We start from the raw sequence: 19,584 nt of genomic DNA on the forward strand, positions 1-19,584 counted from the left end.
AGGGAGGCTGCGTATGAGAGACGACCTGCCCGCGCTGGCCGCCGAGGCGTACGGCTACGGCTACCCCCTGCTCCAGGACCTGCACGCCGTCGGTACCGCATCCGTCTTCAACGCATGGACGCACCAGCGCGCCGTGCCCGCCACCGCTCACGCCAATCCCGATCTGCTCTACTCGACCGCCCAGCTCGACCTGTCCGGCGGCCCGATCTGGCTGCGCGTGCCGGCCACCGGCGGCCGGTACCACGTCGTGCAGTTCGTCGACGCGTGGACGGACAACTTCGCGTACGTCGGCAGCCGCACCACCCCCGACGAGCCGCGCGAGTACCTGCTCGTGCCGCCCGGCTGGGCGGGCCGGGAGGCGCCCGCGGCCGAGGTGATCCGGGTGCCCACGATGATCGCGACGCTCATCGCGCGGTTCGCCGCGGGGCCGGGCGTGCACGAACTGCAGGACGGGTTGCAGCTGCAGCGGATGTACCCGCAGGTGCCCCTCGACGGCCTGCCCGCGCCGCAGCCCGGGGTGCCCGACGACCTGGTCTTCCTCGAGGCGCTGCGCCGGGGCCTGGCCGCGTTCCCGCCCTCCCCGGCCGAGCGGCGCTACCAGCGGCGGTTCGCCCCGCTGGGGCTGTTCGAGGGCGGGAACTCGCCGTACCCGACGATCCCCCGCGATCTCCGCCTGGCGCTGCGCGAGGGTCTGGACCGCGGCCGCGAGGCGCTGGAGGAGGCGGCCACGACCGCGCACGCCGCGCCGGTCAACGGCTGGACGAACGACGCGCACGCGTTCGACTACAACCTGGACTACTTCGAGCTCGGCACGGTCGACGCTCCGCAGTGGACGCTGCCCGACCGCGACTCGGCCCACCTGGCGCGCGCGGTCGCGGCCCGCACCCGGCTGTGGGGCAACCACGCGTACGAGGCGCTGTACCCGGCCGTGCACAAGGACGGCGCGGGCGAGCGGCTGGCGGGCGACCGCGCGTACGCCCTGCCGCTGTCCCCCGTGCCCGCCGCCGCGTGCACGCTGGCCACCTACGGCGCGGACGCGCACCTGGTCGACTCGATCCCGGTCGACGGCGACGGCCCGATCCACATCGGCGCCGACCGCCCGGACCGCGACGGCCCCTGGCTGCGGACCCCCGAGGGCGAGTTTCACCTGATCTTGCGCGTCTACGCGCCGGCCGAGGCGATACTCCGGCTGCCGCCGGTAGAGAAATTGGATCTGCCACGTCAATGAACAGCTGGCGTACAACGGATGCGCATTCTCGTCTGCGGCGGGCACCGTAACGCACCATGTGCGGCGTGAGAATCGCGCACTTCTGCGACAGCCATCCGGGGCGCTCCGACGGCGTCGCGACCTCGGTGGCCGCCACGGTGTCCCTCCTGCGTGCGGCGGGGCACGACGTCCAGGTGTACCAGCCCGCGCCGCTGCTGCGCGGGCGCGACGAGCCCTGCGGGGTCCGCTCGCTTCCGGTGCCGATGCGCAACATCCGGGTGGGCGTGCCGCACTTCTCCGGCATGCGCCCGGTGCCGCACATCGTGCACGTGCACACGCCGGGCCCGGTCGGCATCGGGGGGCTGCGCTACGCGCGGGCGCACGACCTGCCCGTGGTCATGACCTGGCACACGGACCTGCTCGCGTACTCCGCGCACTTCATGGAGATCCAGTTCGGGGCCGCGCACGCCGCGCAGCGCCTCGCGCTCGGCTGGACCGTGCGCGACTACCTGCGGCTGGCCCGCTCGGGCGCGGAACGTCGCGCGCAACTGCTGCGGCTCGGCCAGGAGTTCATGGACCGCACCTCGGTGGTGATCGCACCCTCCGCGAAGACCGCCGCCGGCCTGGCCGAGTTCGAGCGGCTCCCCCCGGTCTGGACGGTGCCGACCTCGATCCAGCTCGACGAGTGCCCGCTCGGGCGCGCGGAGTTGCGCCGATCGCTCCGCATTCCAGAAACCGCCCCGGTTGTACTGGCTGTGGGCCGCGCCACCAAGGAGAAGGACCCGGCCCTTCTGCTGGCCTCGTTCGCCCGCCTGTTGCGCCAGTTGCCCAACGCGCGGCTCGTCATGGTCGGGGTCAAGCAGAACCGCATCAACGTCCTGCGGGTCGCGCGCCAGATGGGCGTGGCGCACGCGTTACGCCTGGTCCGCCCGGTGCCGCACAACCGCATGGCCGCGTACTACCGGATGGCCGACGTCCTCGCCTTCGCCTCCACCACCGACACCCAGGGCCTGGTCATGATCGAGGCGGAGGCGGCCGGGCTGCCGGTCGTGCTGGCCGACGCCGCCCTCGCCGAACGCCCGGGCGGGGCCTCGGGCCGCCTCGCGACCGCGCCCGACGCCGACTCGTTCGGCGCCGGGCTGGGCCGCGTGCTCACCGACCCGGCCCTGCACCGCGAGGTGGCCGAGGCGGGCCGCGCGGCCGCGGACGCGTACTCCGCGGAGCACTACCTCGGCCACCTCATGGCGGCCTACCAGTTCGCCGAGCGAGCTCACGGCGCGGCCAGGGCCTCCGTCGGGGCCGCCCGGGCGGCGCGCACCGCCGGGTAACGGCCGCTGGAGCGCGGCCGGCTCACGGCGCGGCCAGGGCCTCCGTCGGAGCCGGCCGGGCGGCACGCACCGCCGGGTAACGGCCGCCGGAGCGCGGCGGGCTCACGGCGCCGCCAAAGCCTCCGTCGGGGCCAACCGGGCGGCACGGACCGCCGGGTAGAGGCCCGCGATCGCGCCGATGACGAGCGTGGCGGCGACCCCACCGGCCGTCGCCCACGCCGGGACGACGGTCGGCCAGTCGCGGGTGCCGGAGTACAGGGCGGTGACCGCGATGCCGGTCGTCACCCCGCCGAGCCCGCCCAGCGCCGAGAGCAGCAGCGACTCGGCCAGGAACTGCACGAGGACCTGCCCCCGGGTGGCGCCCAGCGCGCGGCGCAGCCCGATCTCCGAGCGCCGCTCCAGCACCGAGATGACCATGGTGTTGGCCACCCCGACGCCGCCGACGAGCAGCGCGACCGCGCCCAGGCCGAGCAGCAGGCCGGTGAAGGTCTTGTCGGTGGCCTGCCGCGCGGCGAGCGCGTCGGAGGGCCGGGACACCTTCACCTGACTGGGCGCGGCCGGGTTCGCGGTGCGCGCCAGCACGGCCTGCACCGCCTCCACCTGATCGTCCCGCGAGCGGGTGTACACCGTGGTCGGGTGCCCGTCGAACCCCGCGTACGCCGCGGCCGCGTCCCAGCCGATCAGGGCGGAGGCGTCGAGTTCGGGAGCGAGCGGTACCGGAGCGAGCATCCCGATGACCGTGAACCACCGCGCGTGGATGTAGACCTGCACGCCGTCGCCGACCGCGGTGATCCCCAGTCGCCGGGCCGCCGCGGCGCCCAGCACGACCGCCGGATAGCGCGCGGTCGCGGCGTTGAGCCACACGCCCGACGCCATCGAGCCGCCGACCGTGCGCAGCATCTCCAGCTGGGCCGCCCGCAGCGTGATCGCGTTGGTCTGCGCGACGGGGATCTGGTCGGAGCGGTACACGCGCACGTCCGCGATCTTGCCCACCGCGGACACCTCGGTGACCGGCCCGATCCGCCGGATCATCTCGACCGACTCGTCGGGCAGCGTCGCGTTGTCCCCGAAGATGTCGTTCCCGGGCGCGACCGTGAGCAGGTTCGTCCCGAGCGCGGCGAGCTGCCGGTCGAGCTCGGCCCGGCTGGACGAGGAGATCCCGACCACCGCCACCATCGCGGCGATGCCGATCGCGATGCCCAGCGCCGACAGGAACGCCCGCATCGGCCGCGTCCGCAGCCCGGCCCCGCCGACCCGCACCACATCAGCGGGGGCCAGCCGCGCCGGCGCCAACGACGTCGTCATCCGCGACCACCTCCCGCGCCCGCACGCCCACACGACGCGCTCGCACGCCCGCACGAAGCGTCCACGCGCCCGCACGAAGCGCCCGCACGCCCGCACGAAGCGTCCACGCGCCCGCACGAAGCGCCCGCACGCCCGCACGAAGCGTCCACGCGCCCGCACGACGCGCCCGCACGCCCGCACGAAGCGTCCACGCGCCCGCACGACGCGTCCACGCGCCCGCACGACGCGACCGCGCGTGACACCTCAGCGCGCGGAGGCGCCAACGACGTCGTCATCCGTGACCACCTCCCCGTCGCGCATGCTCACCTGGCGCGGCAGGCTCGCCGCGATCTGCCGGTCGTGCGTGATCACCAGGATCGTCGTGCCCGCGTGGTGCAGCTCCGCGAGCAGTCGCATCACGCCCGCGCCCGCGGCCGAGTCGAGGTTGCCGGTCGGCTCGTCGGCGAGCAGGATGGCCGGCTCCCCCACCACCGCGCGGGCGATCGCGACGCGCTGCTTCTCGCCGCCCGACAGCTCGTGCGGCAGGTGGTCGAGGCGGTCGCCCAGCCCGACGCGCACCAGGGCGTCCTCGGCCCTCCGGCGCCGCTCGGCCCGCGACGGGCCGGCGTAGAGCAGGCCGTCCGCGACGTTGTCCAGCGCGGGCTGGCCCGGGGCCAGGTGGAACTGCTGGAACACGAAGCCGATGCGGCGCGCCCGCAGCGCGGACAGCCGGCGGTCCCGCAGCTGCGCGACCTCGTGGCCGTCGATGCGCACCGCGCCGGCGGTCGGGCGGTCGAGGGTACCGATGAGATGGAGCATGGTGCTCTTGCCCGAGCCCGACGGGCCGACGATGGCCACGAACTCGCCCGCGGCCACGGTGAGGCTGACGTCGCGGACCGCGACGACCCCGCCGGGGTACTCCTTCCACACGGACTCCAGCTGCACGACGGGCGCGGCCGCGGGCTCCGGGGTGAGATCGATGAAGGCCGTCATCCGGGCATCCCGACGACCGTGCCGGCCGCGATGCCGTCCCCGGCGACCTCGACCTTGCCCGCGGCGAACATCCCCAGCTTGACCGCGACGACGCGGGTGGTGCCGTTCTCCACCACCTGCACGCCGTAGCCGCCCTCGGCCAAGGCGAGCAGAGCCTGCACCGGTACCGCCAGCACGTTCTCCCGCCGGCCCGCCGTGAACGTCACCGTGACCGTCATCTGGTCGAGCCCGTCGAACGCCTTGGCGTCGTCGGGCGTGATGGTCAACCGGTACTTCGTCGCCGCCGGATCGTTGCCCTCCGCCGGCTTGATGACCGTCTGCACCGCCGCGATCTTCCCGGGCACGCTGCGGCCGTCGGGCAGCTTGGCCGCGACCGCGCTGCCGGACTTGGCCAGCCGCTGGTCGTCGGTGTCGAGATCGAGCGTCACCACCGGGGTCGTGCTCGTGTACGCCAGGATCGCGCCCCCGCTCGGATCGCCCGCCTCCGCCTTGTGCTCGTCGACGCGGACGGGCCCGGTCGCGTACACGATGCGCCCGGACTCCACCGTGCCCGTCCTGGTGAGCCCGAGGTCGCCCTGCCACTTGCGGACCGCGCTCGCCGTGGCCGACGAGTACTCGTCGTCGACCGTGAACCCGGTGTACCCGAGCGCGGCGAGGTTCTCCTCCAGCTGCTTGACGTCCGCGCCCTCGGCGCCGGCGGTCAGGGTGCGGTAGGAGGGCAGCACACCGTACAAGAGGATGATCGGCGTGTCGTCCGTCCGGTAGAGCGCCTGTCCACGTTGGACGGTCGTGCCCACCGCCGGCACCTCGGTCAGCGTGCCCGCGCCGCGGCCGGTGAGGGTGCGGCTGTCGCCGTGGCCCAGTTTGCCGTCGTGGTTCTCGGTGTCGACCAGCGTCTGCCGGGTGACCTGGGCCGTCTTGGCCGGCGCCGAGCCGCTCGAGGTGCCCGCGTCGCTCCCGCGCTCGGGCAGCCCCAGCCCGGCCGCCGCGGCCGCTCCGACCGCGGCGACCGCGGCCACCCCGAAGATCACCCGCCCCGTGCGCCCGCGCCGCCGGCGGTTGCTCATGCCCCGCCCCCGCTGTTGTCCTGCGTCGTCTTCTCGCCGGCCTCGCCGTCGCCGCCCTTGGGCCGCATGTCGTACTGCTCGCAGGCCTTCTCGGCGGCCTTCATCTGCTCGCCGCGGAGGTCGACGCCGAGCTTGTCGCCGTCGATCATGAAGCCGCCCTCCTCGGACGGGTCGGGGAAGTTGGTGATCCCCTGGTCCCGCATGCACTGCGCGTACTTGCGCATCTGTTCCTGCTGCTCCGGGCTGAGCTTGGGCGGCTCGCCGCCGTTGGGCATCAGGTCCTTGCACTCGGCCTGCGCCGCGTCGACCTTGCTCTTGTCGGTGCCCTCCGGGATCGTCAGCGAGACGCCGTTGCCCTCGAAGTTCGGATCGTCCATGGGTACGCCGTGATCGCGCATGCACTGCGCGAACTTGAGGAACGCCTCCTGGTCGGCCTGCGGATCGCGCCGCACGCCGCCGCCACCGGTCGCGGTGGCGGTCGCGGTGGGCGTGGCCTTGCCGTCGCCCGCGCTGGCCACGCCGTTGTCGCCGCCGCTGCCGCCTTTGCCGCAGCCGGCGGCGGTGAGCACGAGCAGCAGGCCGAGCGCGAGGCTGGTCCTGATGCGCATGATGACCTCCAAAGGTCGGATCGATGTCCTGCCGCGGCCCAGTCAAGGCGCGGGCGCGTCAACCGGCCGTAACCGCGGACGTTGACACCGGGTTGACACCGGCCCGGAGGACGATGGGGGCATGCGGATTCTGGTGGTCGAGGACGAGCGGCTCCTCGCCGAGACGGTCGCACAGGGCCTGCGGCGCGAGACCCACGCCGTCGACGTGGTCCACGACGGCGCGGCCGCCCTCGAGCGGCTCGACGTCAACGACTATGACGTCGTGGTGCTCGACCGCGACCTGCCGGTGCTGCACGGCGACGACGTCTGCCGCGAGCTGACGCGGCGCGAGTCGGCGGCCCGGGTGCTCATGCTGACCGCCGCCGCCGAGATCGACGACCGGGTCGCCGGGCTCGCCCTCGGCGCCGACGACTACCTGCCCAAGCCGTTCGCCTTCCGCGAGCTGGCCGCGCGCGTGGCGGCCCTCGGACGGCGGTCCCGCCCGGCCGCCCCGCCGGTGCTGGAGCGCGCCGGCATCCGCCTCGATCCGCACCGCCGCGAGGTGTACCGCGACGGCCGCTACGTCCCGCTCTCGCGCAAGGAGTTCGCCGTCCTGGCCGAGCTGCTGCGGGCCGCCGGCGCCGCGGTCTCGGCCGAGCAGCTGCTCGAGAAGGCCTGGGACGAGCACGCCGATCCGTTCACGCACACCGTGCGCATGACGATCCTCAAGCTGCGGCGGAAGCTGGGCGACCCCGCCGTGGTGCTGACCGAGCCGGGAGTGGGGTACCGCATCCCATGAGGAAGATGACCATCCGGACCCGCCTGACCCTCGTGGTCGGCGGCATGCTGCTGGCGGGCGGGCTGCTCCTGCTCGGCATCACCTACCTGCTGGTCTTCCAGCAGCTGGGCGACAAGCTCTTCATCTCCAGGACCATCGGCGACGGCTTCCCCCCGCCGGGCGCGGGCGTCGCCGGCGACGTGGCCACCCAGATCCGCGGCGAGTTCCGCTCCGACGCGAGCCTGGCCGTCCTCACCCAGGGCGCGATCGCCCTGGCCGTGGTCGTGGCGCTGGGCCTGGCGTTCAGCTGGCTCATCGCCGGCCGCCTGCTGCAGCCCCTGCACCGGGTCACCGAGACGGCCAGGCGCATCGCCGGCGCCCCCGACCGCGGGCTGCACGAGCGGATCGCGCTGCAGGGGCCGCACGACGAGGTGAAGGAGCTGGCCGACACCTTCGACCTGATGATCGCCCGGCTCGACAAGTCCTTCGACGTCCAGCGCCGCTTCATCGTCAACGCCTCGCACGAGCTGCGCACCCCGCTGACGCTCAACCGCACCCTGCTGGAGGTGTCGACGGAGCACCCGGACGCGGCGCCCGAGCTCCGCCAGCTGGGCCGCACCCTGCTCGCCGTCAACGACCGCCACGAGCGCCTGATCGACGGGCTGCTGCTGCTGGCCCGCTCGGAGCGCGCGGTCGGCGACCACTCCTATGTGGACCTGGCCGACGTCGTCACCCACGTGGCCGCCCAGCAACAGGACGCCGAGACCGTGAAACTGACGGCGGTGGCCGACGAGGCGCCGACGACGGGAAACGCGGTGCTGCTGGAGCGACTGGTGCACAACCTGGTGGAGAACGGGGTGCGGTACAACGTGCCGGCCGGCGGCTGGGTGCGGGTGGAGAGCGGCACGCGGCACGACGGGGTGTTCGTGACGGTCAGCAACACCGGGCCGGTTGTGCCGCGGTACGAGATTGCGAACCTGTTCGAGCCGTTCCGGCGGCTGGGGACGGAGCGGGCGGCCGGGCCCGGGGCCGGGCTGGGGCTGTCGATCGTGCGGGCAGTGGCCGCGGCGCACGGCGGGAAGGTGTTCGCCGATCCGCGGGACGGGGGCGGGCTGACCGTGACGGTGATCCTTCCCACCGCCGCCAGCAGCGAATATCCGACATGACGAATCGAGGTGATCGTGCACACTCGGGGGCATGTCCGCACCTCCTACTACCAACGAAGCACTCGTTCGCCTCCTCGACTCGGGGAAGCGGTACAAATATCTGTACTTCTGGGGCCACCGGCCCCGGCCCGACGGCACCCTGGGTGCCAGCTGCCTGAGCCAGTGGTGGCCGGCCCGCTTCGAGGTCGACGGTGTCGCATTTCCGTCGGCCGAGCACTACATGATGTGGAGCAAGGCCCGGCTGTTCGGCGACGACGACGCGGCGGCCCGCGTGCTGAGTTCGAACAGCCCGGCGCAGGCCAAGAACGTCGGCCGGACCGTCCGGGGCTACGACGAGGACACGTGGGCCCGCGAGCGGTTCGCGATCGTCGTCGCGGCCAGCCGGGCGAAGTTCGACTCGGCCGGCGACCTGCGCGGGTTCCTGCTGGGCACCGGCGACCGGGTGCTCGTCGAGGCCAGCCCGCTCGACCGCGTCTGGGGCATCGGCCTGGCCGCCGACGACGAGGCGGCCCAGAACCCGCGGCGCTGGCGGGGGCTGAACCTGCTCGGCTACGCCCTCATGCAGGCCCGCCACGAGCTGGGCGGCCGGGCGTGAGCGCGCGCGAGGAGGTACAGCCGCTGCCGGGCTGGCTCGCCTGGCCGATCCGGGTGCTGGCCGTCATCTTCGTGGTGCCGGTCAAGCTCGCCTGGGACGGCCTCGGCTGGGTGCTGGCGCAACTCTGGAAGTACGTCGGCGCCCCGCTCACCAAGTACGTCATCCAGCCGTTCCTCTACTACGTGATCTGGCTTCCCCTGCGCTGGATCACGCTGTACCTGCTGTGGATCCCGCTGCGCTGGATCACGGTCAACGTGCTGTGGACGCCGCTCGTCTGGTTCGTCAAGTACGTCCTGGCGCCGGTGGCCGAGGGCATCTGGTGGCTGCTCAGGGCCACCGCGCCCTTCTGGTACCTGCTCGGCCGCATCCTGCTGGAGGCGGCCAGGGCGGTCGGCTGGGCGATGACGCGGATCTACCGGTACGTCCTCACGCCCATCGGCAAGGCGATCGCCCTCGTCTGGCGGTGGGTCGTGGTGCCGATCGGGCTGGCGATCGCCTGGGCCTGGAACCACTCCGTGGTCCTGCTCTGGCGGTACCTGGTCGTCGTCCCGGTCAGGTTCGTCTGGCAGTACCTCGTCGTCCCGCCCGCGCGGTGGGTCAACGCGTGGATCCTCCGGCCCATCGCCGAGACCACCCGCCGCGTGCTGGCGGCCCTCGGCCTGAGGTAGGCCGAGGGCCGAAGCAACCGATCAGACAGAAGCCGGCGCCGGCGCGGCAGCGGGCGCCGGCTTCTCCACCTCCACGTGCGGCAGCAGGCGGTCCAGCCAGCGCGGCAGCCACCAGTTGGCCCGGCCCAGCAGCGCCATCGTCGCCGGCACCAGGACCAGCCGCACCAGCGTGGCGTCGATGAACACGGCCACCGCCATGCCCACCCCGATCATCTTGACCGTCACGTCGGGGTCGAGGGCGAAGCCGATGAAGACCGCGACCATGATGGCCGCCGCGCTGCTGATCACCCGGCCGGTCGCCGCCAGGCCGCGGATCACGCTGCCGCGGGCGTCGCCGGTGGCCAGCCAGTCCTCGCGGACCCGGCCGAGCAGGAAGACCTCGTAGTCCATCGACAGGCCGAAGAGCACCGTGAACAGCAGGATCGGCACCCAGCTGGAGACCGGGACGGCGTGCGGGAGGCCGACGAGGTGGGCGCCGAAGTCGGTCTGGAAGACGGCGGTCATCACGCCGTACGCCGCGGCCACCGACAGCAGGTTCATGATCGCCGCCTTCACGGCCACCACCGGGGCCCGGAAGAGCACGGTGAGCAGGATCAGCGACAGCGCCACCACGAACGCGACGACGATCCACAGCCGGTCGGCGAGCCGCTCGGAGATGTCCGCGAACACCGCGACGAGGCCGGTCACCTGCACCCCGGCGGGGAGCACGTCGGCGCGCAGGTGGTCCAGCAGCCGGGTCGTCGCCTTGTCCTGCGGGCCCGTGGTGGGCTCGATCGCGATGACCGCCGCGGTGCCGTTGACCGCCGGCGGCGCTACGGAGGCGATGCCGGGCTCGGTGCGCAGCCGGGCCACCAGACCGTCCACATCGGACACCTTGGTGGTGTCCACGGCGAGCAGCAGCGGGCCGTTCGCGCCCGGGCCGAACTCGGCCGAGACGAGGTCGTACGCCTGCCGCGTGGTGTTCGACGCCGGCTGGCTGCCGGCGTCCTGCGGCCAGGTGCGCATGCCCAGCATCGGCGCGGCGAGCGCGGCCAGCACCACGAGCGCGGCCAGGGCGGCCGGCACGGGACGCCGCCCCACCGAGGCGGCCCAGCGGCCCGTGAGGCTGGGCTTCTCGACGACGGCGGCCGAACGGCGGACCTTCCGTGGCAGCACCCGGTGCCCGGCCAGGCCGCAGAGCGCCGGCACGAGCGTCAGGGCGGCCGCCATCACCGCGACCACGGCGGCGAAGGTGGCGTAGCCGAACGAGGAGTACACCGGCAGGGTCGCCAGCTTCAGACCGAACAGCGACACCAGCACGGTCAGGCCGGCCACCACGACCGAGGCGCCCGCGGTCGCGTTGGCCTCGGCCGCCGCCTCCCGCGGGGCGAGGCCGCGGCGCAGGCCCTCGATGTGCCGGGCCACGAGCAGCAGCGCGTAGTCGATGCCGACGCCGAGCCCGACCATGGTCGCGACCGTCGGCGCCGTGTTGCTGATGTCGGTGACCTTCTCCAGCAGGGCGATGACGGCGGTCGCGATGCCGAGCCCGGCGATCGCCACCACGAGCGGCAGGCCGGCCGCCACGACCGAGCTCAGCGCGAGCACCAGGATCAGCAGCGCGGCCACGATGCCGACCGCCTCCGCGGTGCCGCTCGGGGCCGAGATGTTCTCGGCGACCTGGCCGCCGAACTCGACCTGCAGGCCCTCCCGCTTCAGCGGCTCGGCCGCGGCGCGCAGGGCGTCCATCGCCGTGGTGCCCTCGAAGTCGGTGACCGGGATGTCGTACTGCACGCCGATCAGCGCCGTGTCCCCGTCCGCCGACATCCGGGCGGGCTGCACGATCCCGGCCGACGGCATCTTCTCCAGGCGGCCGCGCAGCGACTCGAGCACGGCCGGGTCGAGCGGCTTGCCGTCGTGCACGACGACCCGCGCGTCGGCCCCGGACATCTGCGGGAAGTGGGTGCGCAGAAACTCGGTGCCGGCCTGGGACTGGGTGCCGGGCACGTTGTAGTCGTCGTGCGGGGTGCCGCCGAAGCCGACGGACAGGGCGGTGAAGGCGACGAGCGCGATCAGCCACGCGCCGATCGTGCGCCAGGGGTGGGCGGCCGCCGCGCCGCCGAGCCGGCCAAGGAAACGGGACATGACGTCCTCCACAGATAGACAAGCCAAGGTAGGGGCATCGTGCGCCGCTGCGCTTTCAGCCCACTTGGAGTCCACTAATGCCGGGGCACAAGTCGACTTTCGGCGCTAGGACCGGGCGCGCAAAGGGCCTGCACTGGAGGCATGCGCCGCTTCCTTCCCGTCCTCGGCCTGCTGTTCCTGGCCCCGCTGGTCGGCGAGTTCCTGCTCGGCAACCTCTCCGTGCGGGTGCTGCCCGCGCTGCCGTTCCTCGTCCCCCTGTACGGCGGCGGCGCCCTGCTCATCCGCGAGGTCGCCCGCCGCACCGGCCGCGGCCGGCCCACGATCCTGCTGCTCGGCGCCGCCTACGGGGTGATCGAGGCCGGCCTGGTCGACCAGTCCCTGTTCAACCCGAGCTTCGAGGGCCACGACTTCCAGTCGATCACCCCGATCCCGGCGCTGGGCCTGAGCGCGGCCAGCACCCTGTCGTTCGTGGCCGGCCACGCGATCTGGAGCATCTCGGTGCCGATCGCGCTGGTCGAGCGCGGCCGCACGGCGCCCTGGCTGGGCTGGAAGGGCCTGACCCTCGCCGCGCTGCTCTACCTCTTCGGCTGCTGGATCATCTTCGGCGACCTGCGGGACAGCGAGGGCTTCCTGGCCACCCCGGCGCAGCGCATCGGCGCGGCGACCGCGGCTCTGCTCCTGATCGCGGTGGCATATCTGCCGAACATAGCTACAAAACGCTATAAAGCGCCCTCACCAACAAAAACGGGCGTCATCGCGTTCGCGGCCAGCAGCGTGTTCTTCGCCAGACCGGAGTCGTGGCCCGGCTTCTGGTTCGGCCTGGCCTGGCTCGCGGCCGCCGCCGTCTGGCTGGCCCGGACCCGCTGGACCGACCGCCACATCCTCGCCATCGCCGCCGGCACCCTGCTCACCTACGCCTGGGGCGGCTTCGCCCTCACGGCCCTGATGGAGCCGCACGACCCGGTCCGCTGGTGGGGCAACGCCGCGTTCGCCGCCGGGGCGATCGCGCTGATCACAGTGACAAGAACGACTTCGCCCGAGCCAGCCAGTGCGGAGACCCCCACCGGGTAGCCACGTCCGCCGCGAGCTGGAAGCTCTCCAGCGCCTCCGCGGGACGGTCCTGCAGCCGGTACAGCTCGCCCAGGCTCAGCGCGACCGGCTGCATCGCGATCGACGTGCTCGACACGCCCGCCAGCTGCGAGCGCACCGGCAGCAGCGCCCGGATGACCGGCTCGGCCAGGTCCGCGCGCCCGAGCGCGACGATCGCGAGGGTCCGCACGGTCAGGAACGCCGAGGCGAAGTAGTCCGGCCGCACCGGGTGCACCCCGACGCGCACCGCCCGCGCCTCGTCCAGCCGCCCGGCCGCGGCGAGCGTGAGCGCGTACGCGTCGTAGGCGACCGAGCCGAGCTCCTCCGCCACGTACCGGGTCGGCTCGACGAACTCGGCGAGCCGGCCCTCGCTCAGCAGCACGCCGAACGTGGCGAAGAAGTGGAAGGCGTCCCCGTGCAGCGAGCCCTGCCGGCGCATGGACTCCAGGCACTCGTCGTAGAGGGCGCGCGACCCGGCCAGGTCGCCCTCGATGTGCGCCAGGGTGGCCCGCTGGGCCAGGTGGATCGACTGCGGCTCGGGCAGGTGGTACGTCGCGGCCAGCGCGCCCTGGCGGGCCATCGACGCGCGCGTCTCGTCCGGCTCGTTGCTCGCCGCGGCCGCGTTGCCCAGCATCTGCTCGGCCAGCCAGCGGTACGCCACCAGCCCGTGCTCGGCGGCCAGGTCCCGCAGCTCCAGCGCGACCGCGCGGCGGTCCGGCACGTCCAGGTCGTAGGGCATCGAGCGCCCCCGCGCGGCCAGCCCGAGGGCCAGCAGCTCCGGGTCGCCCAGGCCGCGGGCGATGGCGAGCGCCTCCCGCCCGGCCGCGGGCCCGCGCTCGTCGGCCTCCCCGTCGACCTCGCTGCTGAGCGCGTCGAGCAGCCGGCAGCGGTCGGCCGGGGCGAGGTCGTCGCGGCGCAGGAGGCGGTCGAGGACGTCGACGAGGCGCTCGTCGATCACGCCGTACTGGTGGATCTGCCACGGCGTCGCCACCGTCCACGCGGTGAAGGCGGCCACCAGCAGGTCGTCCCGGCCGGCGGCCACGGCCACGTCGACCGCGCGCTGCCGGGTGTGCCGCGCCGCCGCCACCGCGCCCGCGCTCGCCTGGGCCCGCAGGAGCCGCCCGAGCAGGTCGACGAGGAGCGCGTCGCGGTCGCCGGGCACGGTGCCGGCCGCCTCGATCGCGGCCAGGGCGGCCCCGAGCACCTCGGCCGCCGCGTCGTACGCGTAGCGCCGCTCCGCCAGCTCCGCCGCCCGCACCGCGAAGTCGACGGCGGCGGCCGCGGTCTCGGAGGACGCCGCCCGGGCGTAGTGGTGGGCCAGGGCCGGGTAGTCGTCGGGGCGCAGCGCCCGCGTGGTGGCCGCGACCCGCGCGTGCATGCGGGCCCGGCGCAGCCGGGACAGGTCGGTGTACATCGTGTCGCGCACCAGCCCGTGCACGAACCGGACGCGTCCGGGCGCCGGCTCGGTGAGCAGCCCCGCGATGAGCCCGGCCTCGAGCGCGTCGAGCACCCCGCCCTCGTCGGCGTCGGCCGCCTCCACCAGGGTCTCGACGTCCGCCTCGCGCCCGACCACGGCGGCCAGCCGCAGCACCGCGACCGCCGGCTGGGGCAGCCGGGACAGCCGCCGCCGCAGCACGTCGCGCACCCCCTCGGGCACCTCGGAGGTGGCCACCAGCGCGCCCTCGGACGCGAGCAGCTGCGCGGACTCGCGCACGTAGAACGGGTTGCCGCCGGTCCGCTCGGCCAGCGCGGCGAGCGTCGAGGCATCGACGGCCGTGCGCGCGAACGCCTCGACCAGCCGGGCCACGTCGCCGGGATCCAAGCCCTGCAGCTGTACCCGTACAGGCGACCGCCGCGCGAGCGCCGCCATGGTCGCGGCGAGCCGTTCCCGGTTGTCGGCCGGGCGCAGCGCGGCGACGAGCAGCAGCGGCGGCCCGCCCGGCTCGATCAGCTCGGCCACCTGGGCCAGCAGCATGAGGGTCTCGCCGTCGGCCGCGTGCAGATCGTCGAGGACCACGGCGAGCGGCCGCTCGGACGCGGCCGCGGCCAGCCAGCGCGCCACGGCCCGATGCAGCCGGAACCGCCCCGCCGCGACGTCCTCCCCGGCCTCCGCGCCGGGCCACCGTGCCGCGCCCCGGTCCAGCCGGAAACCCGGGTCCGCCCCGGCGTCCTCGTCCAGCAGCGGCCGCAGCTCCTCCGCGAGGTCGCCCGGCGGCACGGCGGTGGCCAGCTGCCGCAGCGCCTCCACCCACGCCCAGGCCGGCGGCGCGCCCTCGACCTCCGGGCAGCGCCCGACGATGACCCGGAAGCCAAGCAGAGCGAGGTCCTGGCGGTACCGGCCGAGGAGGCTGCTCTTGCCCACGCCCGCCTCGCCGCTGAGCAGCACCACCCGCGGCGCCGCGACCGCGCGCAGCGTGGCGAGCTCCTCGGCGCGCCCGACGAACAGCTCGTCCGAGTCCACGACCGGCGCATCGGGAACGACGGGGGGCGACGCCGGGGCGACGGGAGCCGCCCCGCCGAGGATCGAGGCCTCCAGCTCCAGCAGGGCCGCGCCCGGGTCGAGGCCCAGCTCCTCGGCGAGCATCGCGCGGGCGCGGCGCAGGGCGGCGAGCGCGTCGGCCTGCCGCCCGCTGCGCCACAGGGCCAGGGCCAGCAGCCGCCAGCTCTCCTCGCGCAGCGGGGCCTGCCGGGTCAGCAGCTCGGCCTCGGCCACCGCCTCGGCCGCTGCCCCGGTGCGCAGCGTCGCGTCCAGCAGCAGTTCGCGCGCGGCGAGGCGGAGCTCCTCCAGCCGGGCCACTTCGGGCTGGGCCCAGGGCTCGGCCGCGAACTCGGCCAGCGCGTCGCCGCGCCACAGCTGCAGGCCGGCCCGCAGCCGCACGCGGGCCCGCTGCGGGTCGTCGGGCAGCGCGGCCCGGGCCTCGGCCAGGAGGTGCTCGAACCGCCAGGCGTCCACGCACTCGGCCGGGAGCCGGATCGCGTAGCCGGGTGGCGCACTGACCAGCAGCCGCGCGGGGGCGCGGCGCTCGCGGCCGGGTTCGAGGATGCGGCGCAGGTTCGAGACGTACGCCTGGAGGGAGGCGATGGCGCGGGGCGGGGCCTCGCCGCGCCACAGGTCCTCGATCATCCGGTCCACCGAGACGACGTCGCCGCGGGCCGTGAGCAGCAGCGCGAGCACGGCGCGCTGGCGGGGGCCGCCGAGGTCGACGGTCTCGCCCGCATCGTCCGCGACCTCGAAGGGCCCGAGCACCCGCAGCAGCATGACGGGCGCCATGGTAGCCGCCGCCAAGCGCGCTCCAAGACCGCTACAAGACAGTCGGGCGACCGTTCCTGCGAAACCTCACAAGCGAACGAGGAGCTGTCGATATGAGCACCACCGCCACCGCCACCGCGCGCCCCTGGGTCCAGGAGATGGTCATCGTGCACCGGGTCTTCCGCCGGGAGTCGCGCAACCTGCACGACCTGATCGGCGCCGTGCGCCCCGGCGACGCCGCGCGGGCCGCGCTGCTGGCCGGCCTCGCCCGCGACTACATCGAGGGCCTGCACAACCACCACACGAGCGAGGACGAGCTGGTCTGGCCCAAGCTGCTGGCCCGGATCGACCTCGACGCCGAGCTCGTGCTGCGCATGGAGCAGCAGCACCAGGTCGTCGACAAGGGCCTGCAGGACGTCGAGCGGCTGCTCGCCGCGTGGGAGCGCACGCCCGCCGAGCCGGAGCGCGACGCGCTGGTCGGCGCGCTGGCCCGGCACCGCCGCGACCTGGTCGAGCACCTCGACGAGGAGGAGCGCAGCGTCCTGCCGCTGATCGAGGAGCACCTGACGGTGCCGGAGTGGTCGGCGCTCGGCGAGCACGCGATGGCCAAGACCCCGAAGGACAAGCTGCTGTTCACGCTGGGGGCGCTGCTGGAGGAGGCCACCCCGGCCGAGCGCACCCGGTTCCTGGCCAACCTCCCGCTGCCGGCCCGGGTGCTCTACTGGACGGTCGGCAAGCGCGCCTACGCCGAGCGGATGAACAGCGTCCGCCGAAGCTAGTCCCTGGCTAGTTGGACGTATAGCCCGGAAGGTCACCGCCGGCTTCCTCGACGCGGTCGACGTGCCCGTCGAAGTCGTCGTCGTGGTAGATCAGGTCGATCTTGCCATCGTGGTCCTGGTCGTACGCGACCTGGTCGACCAGGCCGTCGTGGTTGGTGTCCCACATCGCCACGTCGGTCCGGCCGTCCTGGTCCGTGTCGGCCAGGAGCATGTCGACCCGGCCGTCGCCGTCGGAGTCGTAGCCGACCGTCTCCGCGTCGCCGCCCATGTCCCCCGCGGAGAGCGAGGGGTCCGGGTCGGCGGCGCTGAGCCCCGCCGTGCCGTAGGACTCGGCCGTGAGCGGACCGTGGCCGAACACCGCCTCCGGGTCGGCCACGTCGTCCGGGCTCAGGTCCAGGTGGTAGTCGTCGGACTGCAGGCCCCAGTCGGTCATGCACCTACCCTATGTCGATGAGGGCTCGACCTCGGCGGCCTCACCCCGGTCGATGGAGAGCTTGGCCCGGCGCATGCCGTAGGCGAAGTACAGGATCAGGCCGAGCGCCATCCAGATGAGGAACCGCACCCAGGTGACCACCGGCAGGTTCAGCATCAGCCAGACGCTGGCGAGCACGCTGACGACGGGCAGCACCGGCACCCACGGCGTCCGGAACCCGCGCGGCAGGTCGGGCCGGGTGCGGCGCAGCACGACCACGCCGATCGAGACCACCACGAACGCGAAGAGCGTGCCGATGCTGGTCAGCTCGGAGAGCTCGGACAGCGGCACGAACGCGGCCAGCACCAGCACGATCGCCCCGGTGATGGTCGACATGACCCACGGGGTGCCGAAGCGCGGGTGCACCTTGGCCAGCACCGGCGGCAGCAGCCCGTCGCGGGCCATGGCGAACGAGACCCGGGACTGCCCGAGCAGCAGCACCAGGATCACCGAGGTGATGCCGCAGACCGCGCCCAGCGAGATGATCTTCGAGGCCCAGCCCTGCCCGGCCAGGTCGAACGCCTTCGCGAGGGGGGCCGCGGTGTTCAGGTCGCCGTAGTGGACCATGCCGGTGACCACGAACGAGACGGCCATGTAGAGCACCGCGCAGATGATCAGCGAGCCGATGATGCCGCGGGGCACGTCGCGCTGCGGGCGGGCGGTCTCCTCGGCGGTGGTCGCCACCACGTCGAAGCCGATGTACGCGAAGAAGACGATCGAGGCCGCCGCCACGATGCCGAACCAGCCGAAGTGCTGCGGGGTGATCCCGGCCAGCACCTGCAGCAGCGGCGCGTCCCCGCCCGACGTCTTCTCGGCCGCCTCGGCCGGCGGGATGAACGGCTTGTAGTTCGCGGCCTTGATGAAGAACAGTCCCAGGCCGATGACGAACACGACGACGGCCACCTTGACGATGACCAGGGCGCCGGTGACCCGTCCGGAGAGCTTGGCGCCCACGATCGCCACGATCGACAGCACCAGCACGATGAACGCGGCCCCGAAGTCGGGCCGGGCCTTGTCGCCGGCCAGCCAGGTGGGCAGGTCGAAGAGCTCCTGGAGGTACGCCGACCAGCCCCGCGACACCACCGCCGCGCCCAGCGCCAGCTCCAGGCACAGGTCCCAGCCGATCACCCAGGCCACGAACTGGCCCAGGGTGGCGTAGGAGAACGTGTAGGCCGAGCCGGCGACCGGCACCGTGGAGGCGAACTCCGCGTAGCAGAGGGCGGCCAGCGCGCAGACCACGCCGGCCAGGGCGAACGAGAGCACGATGGCGGGGCCGGCGTTCTTGGCCGCCTGCTGCCCGGTCAGCACGAAGATGCCCGTGCCGATGATGACCCCCACGCCGAAGACGGTCAGGTCGAACGCGGAGAGGTTCTTGCGGAGCTTGTGGCCGGGCTCGTCGGTGTCCCGCATCGACTGCTCGATCGACTTCGTGCGAAAGAGGGACGACATGAGAACCGACATGCCCGAAGGATCACCTTCCTACACGTCGGGCCGGACTGCCGTACCATAAAAGCTATCGGGTAGATATGAAATTGAAGGGGTGTGCGCGATGGGGCGGACCTGCACCACGGTCGTCGTCGGCGGCGGCTGTAGCGGCGCACTGACGGCGATCCACCTGAGCCGGGACCCGCGGTTCCGGGTCGTGATCGTCGATCCGGGGCCCGCCGGCGCGCTCGGGCGCGGCGTCGCCTACCGCACCCGCCACCCGGCCCACCTGCTCAACTCGCGCGCGGCCGCGATGAGCGCCCGGGCCGACCAGCCGGACGACTTCGTGCGCTGGTGCCGCGACCGCGACCTGGACATCGGCCCGGAGAGCTTCGCGCCACGCGGCGTCTACGGCGACTACCTGCACGACCGGCTGCGCGGCGCCACCTTCACCCACGTGCGCGCGGACGCGACCCGGGTGCGCGCCGACGGCACGGTCGAGCTGCGCGGCGGCGGCTCGGTGCGCGGCGACCGCGTGGTGCTCGCGTCCGGGCACGGCGTCCCGGCCCTGCCGCCGGCGCTGGCGCATCTGGCGGAGCATCCGCGGTACGTGCCCAACCCGTGGGAACCGGGCGCGCTCGACGACATTCAGGGCCCCGAGCCGGTCCTGTTGATCGGCACCGGGCTGACCGCCGTGGACGTCGCCATCACCCTGGAGGGCCGGGCGCCCGTCGTCGCCTGTTCGCGCCGCGGGCTCCTCCCCCGCGTGCACGCG

Annotated in this window: 16 protein-coding genes and 1 pseudogene; 9 read left to right on the plus strand and 8 right to left on the minus strand. The window is 73.9% G+C overall.

The window, feature by feature from the left end:
* Window positions 1-13: 13 nt before the first annotated feature.
* Together ACQPZ4_RS45540 and ACQPZ4_RS45545 are read left to right on the plus strand one after the other, a co-directional pair.
* The gene (locus ACQPZ4_RS45540; RefSeq protein WP_433051210.1) at window positions 14-1,228 is read left to right on the plus strand and encodes a DUF1254 domain-containing protein; all 1,215 of its coding nucleotides are present in this window, start codon (window positions 14-16) and stop codon (window positions 1,226-1,228) included.
* A 65-nt stretch (window positions 1,229-1,293) separates the two neighbouring features.
* Window positions 1,294-2,535 carry a glycosyltransferase gene (locus tag ACQPZ4_RS45545; protein ID WP_433051213.1) on the plus strand — a complete coding sequence of 414 codons (1,242 nt, stop codon included), beginning with the start codon at window positions 1,294-1,296 and terminating at the stop codon, window positions 2,533-2,535.
* A 102-nt stretch (window positions 2,536-2,637) separates the two neighbouring features.
* Here the strand turns inward: ACQPZ4_RS45545 and ACQPZ4_RS45550 are convergent, their stop codons facing one another.
* The 4 genes from ACQPZ4_RS45550 to ACQPZ4_RS45565 all read right to left on the minus strand — a co-directional run bounded on the left by ACQPZ4_RS45550 (window position 2,638) and on the right by ACQPZ4_RS45565 (window position 6,487).
* On the minus strand, window positions 2,638-3,840 hold the full coding sequence (locus ACQPZ4_RS45550; protein WP_433051216.1) for an ABC transporter permease: 1,203 nt from the start codon (window positions 3,838-3,840) through the stop codon (window positions 2,638-2,640).
* 243 nt (window positions 3,841-4,083) lie between these two features.
* Window positions 4,084-4,812, minus strand: a complete 729-nt coding sequence (locus tag ACQPZ4_RS45555) for an ABC transporter ATP-binding protein (RefSeq protein ID WP_433051219.1) — start codon at window positions 4,810-4,812, stop codon at window positions 4,084-4,086.
* Window positions 4,809-5,879, minus strand: coding sequence for a peptidoglycan-binding protein (locus tag ACQPZ4_RS45560; RefSeq protein WP_433051222.1), 1,071 nt, complete (start codon window positions 5,877-5,879; stop codon window positions 4,809-4,811). Before ACQPZ4_RS45560 ends, ACQPZ4_RS45555 begins: the two co-directional genes overlap by 4 nt.
* Window positions 5,876-6,487, minus strand: a complete 612-nt coding sequence (locus tag ACQPZ4_RS45565) for a hypothetical protein (protein ID WP_433051225.1) — start codon at window positions 6,485-6,487, stop codon at window positions 5,876-5,878. The genes ACQPZ4_RS45560 and ACQPZ4_RS45565 overlap by 4 nt, the downstream gene beginning before the upstream one ends.
* A 121-nt stretch (window positions 6,488-6,608) precedes the next feature.
* On the opposite strand from ACQPZ4_RS45565, the gene ACQPZ4_RS45570 reads away from it, so the two are divergent.
* From ACQPZ4_RS45570 to ACQPZ4_RS45585, 4 genes are read left to right on the plus strand one after another with little or no spacing between them, the layout of a single operon-like run.
* Window positions 6,609-7,265 carry a response regulator transcription factor gene (locus ACQPZ4_RS45570; protein WP_433051228.1) on the plus strand — a complete coding sequence of 219 codons (657 nt, stop codon included), beginning with the start codon at window positions 6,609-6,611 and terminating at the stop codon, window positions 7,263-7,265.
* A 5-nt stretch (window positions 7,266-7,270) separates the two neighbouring features.
* Window positions 7,271-8,410 (plus strand): sensor histidine kinase, encoded by a 1,140-nt coding sequence (locus ACQPZ4_RS45575; protein WP_433051231.1) that lies wholly within the window; start codon window positions 7,271-7,273, stop codon window positions 8,408-8,410.
* A 31-nt stretch (window positions 8,411-8,441) separates the two neighbouring features.
* On the plus strand, window positions 8,442-9,005 hold the full coding sequence (locus tag ACQPZ4_RS45580; protein ID WP_433051234.1) for an NADAR family protein: 564 nt from the start codon (window positions 8,442-8,444) through the stop codon (window positions 9,003-9,005).
* Window positions 9,002-9,673, plus strand: a complete 672-nt coding sequence (locus ACQPZ4_RS45585; protein WP_433051237.1) for a hypothetical protein — start codon at window positions 9,002-9,004, stop codon at window positions 9,671-9,673. The genes ACQPZ4_RS45580 and ACQPZ4_RS45585 overlap by 4 nt, the downstream gene beginning before the upstream one ends.
* Before the next feature lie 21 nt (window positions 9,674-9,694).
* On the opposite strand, the gene ACQPZ4_RS45590 is transcribed toward ACQPZ4_RS45585, so the two are convergent.
* Window positions 9,695-11,794: an MMPL family transporter gene (locus ACQPZ4_RS45590; RefSeq protein WP_433051240.1), complete on the minus strand. Its 2,100-nt coding sequence runs from the start codon at window positions 11,792-11,794 to the stop codon at window positions 9,695-9,697.
* Between the two features lie 141 nt (window positions 11,795-11,935).
* Here ACQPZ4_RS45590 and ACQPZ4_RS45595 point away from each other — a divergent pair, with 141 nt between their 5' ends.
* Complete coding sequence (locus ACQPZ4_RS45595; RefSeq protein ID WP_433051243.1) at window positions 11,936-12,865, plus strand: hypothetical protein; 930 nt, start codon at window positions 11,936-11,938, stop codon at window positions 12,863-12,865.
* Here the strand turns inward: ACQPZ4_RS45595 and ACQPZ4_RS45600 are convergent.
* A complete protein-coding gene (locus tag ACQPZ4_RS45600; RefSeq protein WP_433051246.1) occupies window positions 12,807-16,142 on the minus strand; it encodes an ATP-binding protein in 3,336 nt (1,111 codons plus the stop codon). The two genes, ACQPZ4_RS45595 and ACQPZ4_RS45600, sit on opposite strands and share 59 nt — an antisense overlap.
* A gap of 104 nt (window positions 16,143-16,246) precedes the next feature.
* On the opposite strand from ACQPZ4_RS45600, the gene ACQPZ4_RS45605 reads away from it, so the two are divergent.
* Window positions 16,247-16,912 (plus strand): hemerythrin domain-containing protein, encoded by a 666-nt coding sequence (locus ACQPZ4_RS45605; protein WP_433051249.1) that lies wholly within the window; start codon window positions 16,247-16,249, stop codon window positions 16,910-16,912.
* 7 nt (window positions 16,913-16,919) lie between these two features.
* Here ACQPZ4_RS45605 and ACQPZ4_RS45610 read toward each other — a convergent pair whose 3' ends face one another.
* Window positions 16,920-17,345 carry a hypothetical protein gene (locus ACQPZ4_RS45610; RefSeq protein ID WP_433051252.1) on the minus strand — a complete coding sequence of 142 codons (426 nt, stop codon included), beginning with the start codon at window positions 17,343-17,345 and terminating at the stop codon, window positions 16,920-16,922.
* 9 nt (window positions 17,346-17,354) lie between these two features.
* Window positions 17,355-18,845 (minus strand): amino acid permease, encoded by a 1,491-nt coding sequence (locus tag ACQPZ4_RS45615; protein ID WP_433051255.1) that lies wholly within the window; start codon window positions 18,843-18,845, stop codon window positions 17,355-17,357.
* Window positions 18,846-18,933: 88 nt separating this feature from the next.
* On the opposite strand from ACQPZ4_RS45615, the pseudogene ACQPZ4_RS45620 reads away from it, so the two are divergent.
* Window positions 18,934-19,518: pseudogene (locus tag ACQPZ4_RS45620) on the plus strand (FAD/NAD(P)-binding protein); the annotation flags it as partial.
* Window positions 19,519-19,584 lie beyond the last annotated feature (66 nt).

Source organism: Dactylosporangium sp. CS-033363 (assembly GCF_050942475.1).
Taxonomy (GTDB): Bacteria; Actinomycetota; Actinomycetes; order Mycobacteriales; family Micromonosporaceae; genus Dactylosporangium.

Excerpts from the sequence above, each read along its gene's own strand:
- ACQPZ4_RS45615 (WP_433051255.1), bottom strand. The coding sequence starts at position 18,845 with ATGTCGGTTCTCATGTCGTCCCTCTTTCGCACGAAGTCGATCGAGCAG.
- ACQPZ4_RS45565 (WP_433051225.1), bottom strand. The coding sequence starts at position 6,487 with ATGCGCATCAGGACCAGCCTCGCGCTCGGCCTGCTGCTCGTGCTCACC.
- ACQPZ4_RS45550 (WP_433051216.1), bottom strand. The coding sequence starts at position 3,840 with ATGACGACGTCGTTGGCGCCGGCGCGGCTGGCCCCCGCTGATGTGGTG.
- ACQPZ4_RS45570 (WP_433051228.1), top strand. The coding sequence starts at position 6,609 with ATGCGGATTCTGGTGGTCGAGGACGAGCGGCTCCTCGCCGAGACGGTC.
- ACQPZ4_RS45610 (WP_433051252.1), bottom strand. The coding sequence starts at position 17,345 with ATGACCGACTGGGGCCTGCAGTCCGACGACTACCACCTGGACCTGAGC.
- ACQPZ4_RS45595 (WP_433051243.1), top strand. The coding sequence starts at position 11,936 with ATGCGCCGCTTCCTTCCCGTCCTCGGCCTGCTGTTCCTGGCCCCGCTG.
- ACQPZ4_RS45560 (WP_433051222.1), bottom strand. The coding sequence starts at position 5,879 with ATGAGCAACCGCCGGCGGCGCGGGCGCACGGGGCGGGTGATCTTCGGG.
- ACQPZ4_RS45605 (WP_433051249.1), top strand. The coding sequence starts at position 16,247 with ATGAGCACCACCGCCACCGCCACCGCGCGCCCCTGGGTCCAGGAGATG.
- ACQPZ4_RS45555 (WP_433051219.1), bottom strand. The coding sequence starts at position 4,812 with ATGACGGCCTTCATCGATCTCACCCCGGAGCCCGCGGCCGCGCCCGTC.
- ACQPZ4_RS45540 (WP_433051210.1), top strand. The coding sequence starts at position 14 with ATGAGAGACGACCTGCCCGCGCTGGCCGCCGAGGCGTACGGCTACGGC.
- ACQPZ4_RS45590 (WP_433051240.1), bottom strand. The coding sequence starts at position 11,794 with ATGTCCCGTTTCCTTGGCCGGCTCGGCGGCGCGGCGGCCGCCCACCCC.
- ACQPZ4_RS45580 (WP_433051234.1), top strand. The coding sequence starts at position 8,442 with ATGTCCGCACCTCCTACTACCAACGAAGCACTCGTTCGCCTCCTCGAC.
- ACQPZ4_RS45600 (WP_433051246.1), bottom strand. The coding sequence starts at position 16,142 with ATGCTGCTGCGGGTGCTCGGGCCCTTCGAGGTCGCGGACGATGCGGGC.
- ACQPZ4_RS45575 (WP_433051231.1), top strand. The coding sequence starts at position 7,271 with ATGACCATCCGGACCCGCCTGACCCTCGTGGTCGGCGGCATGCTGCTG.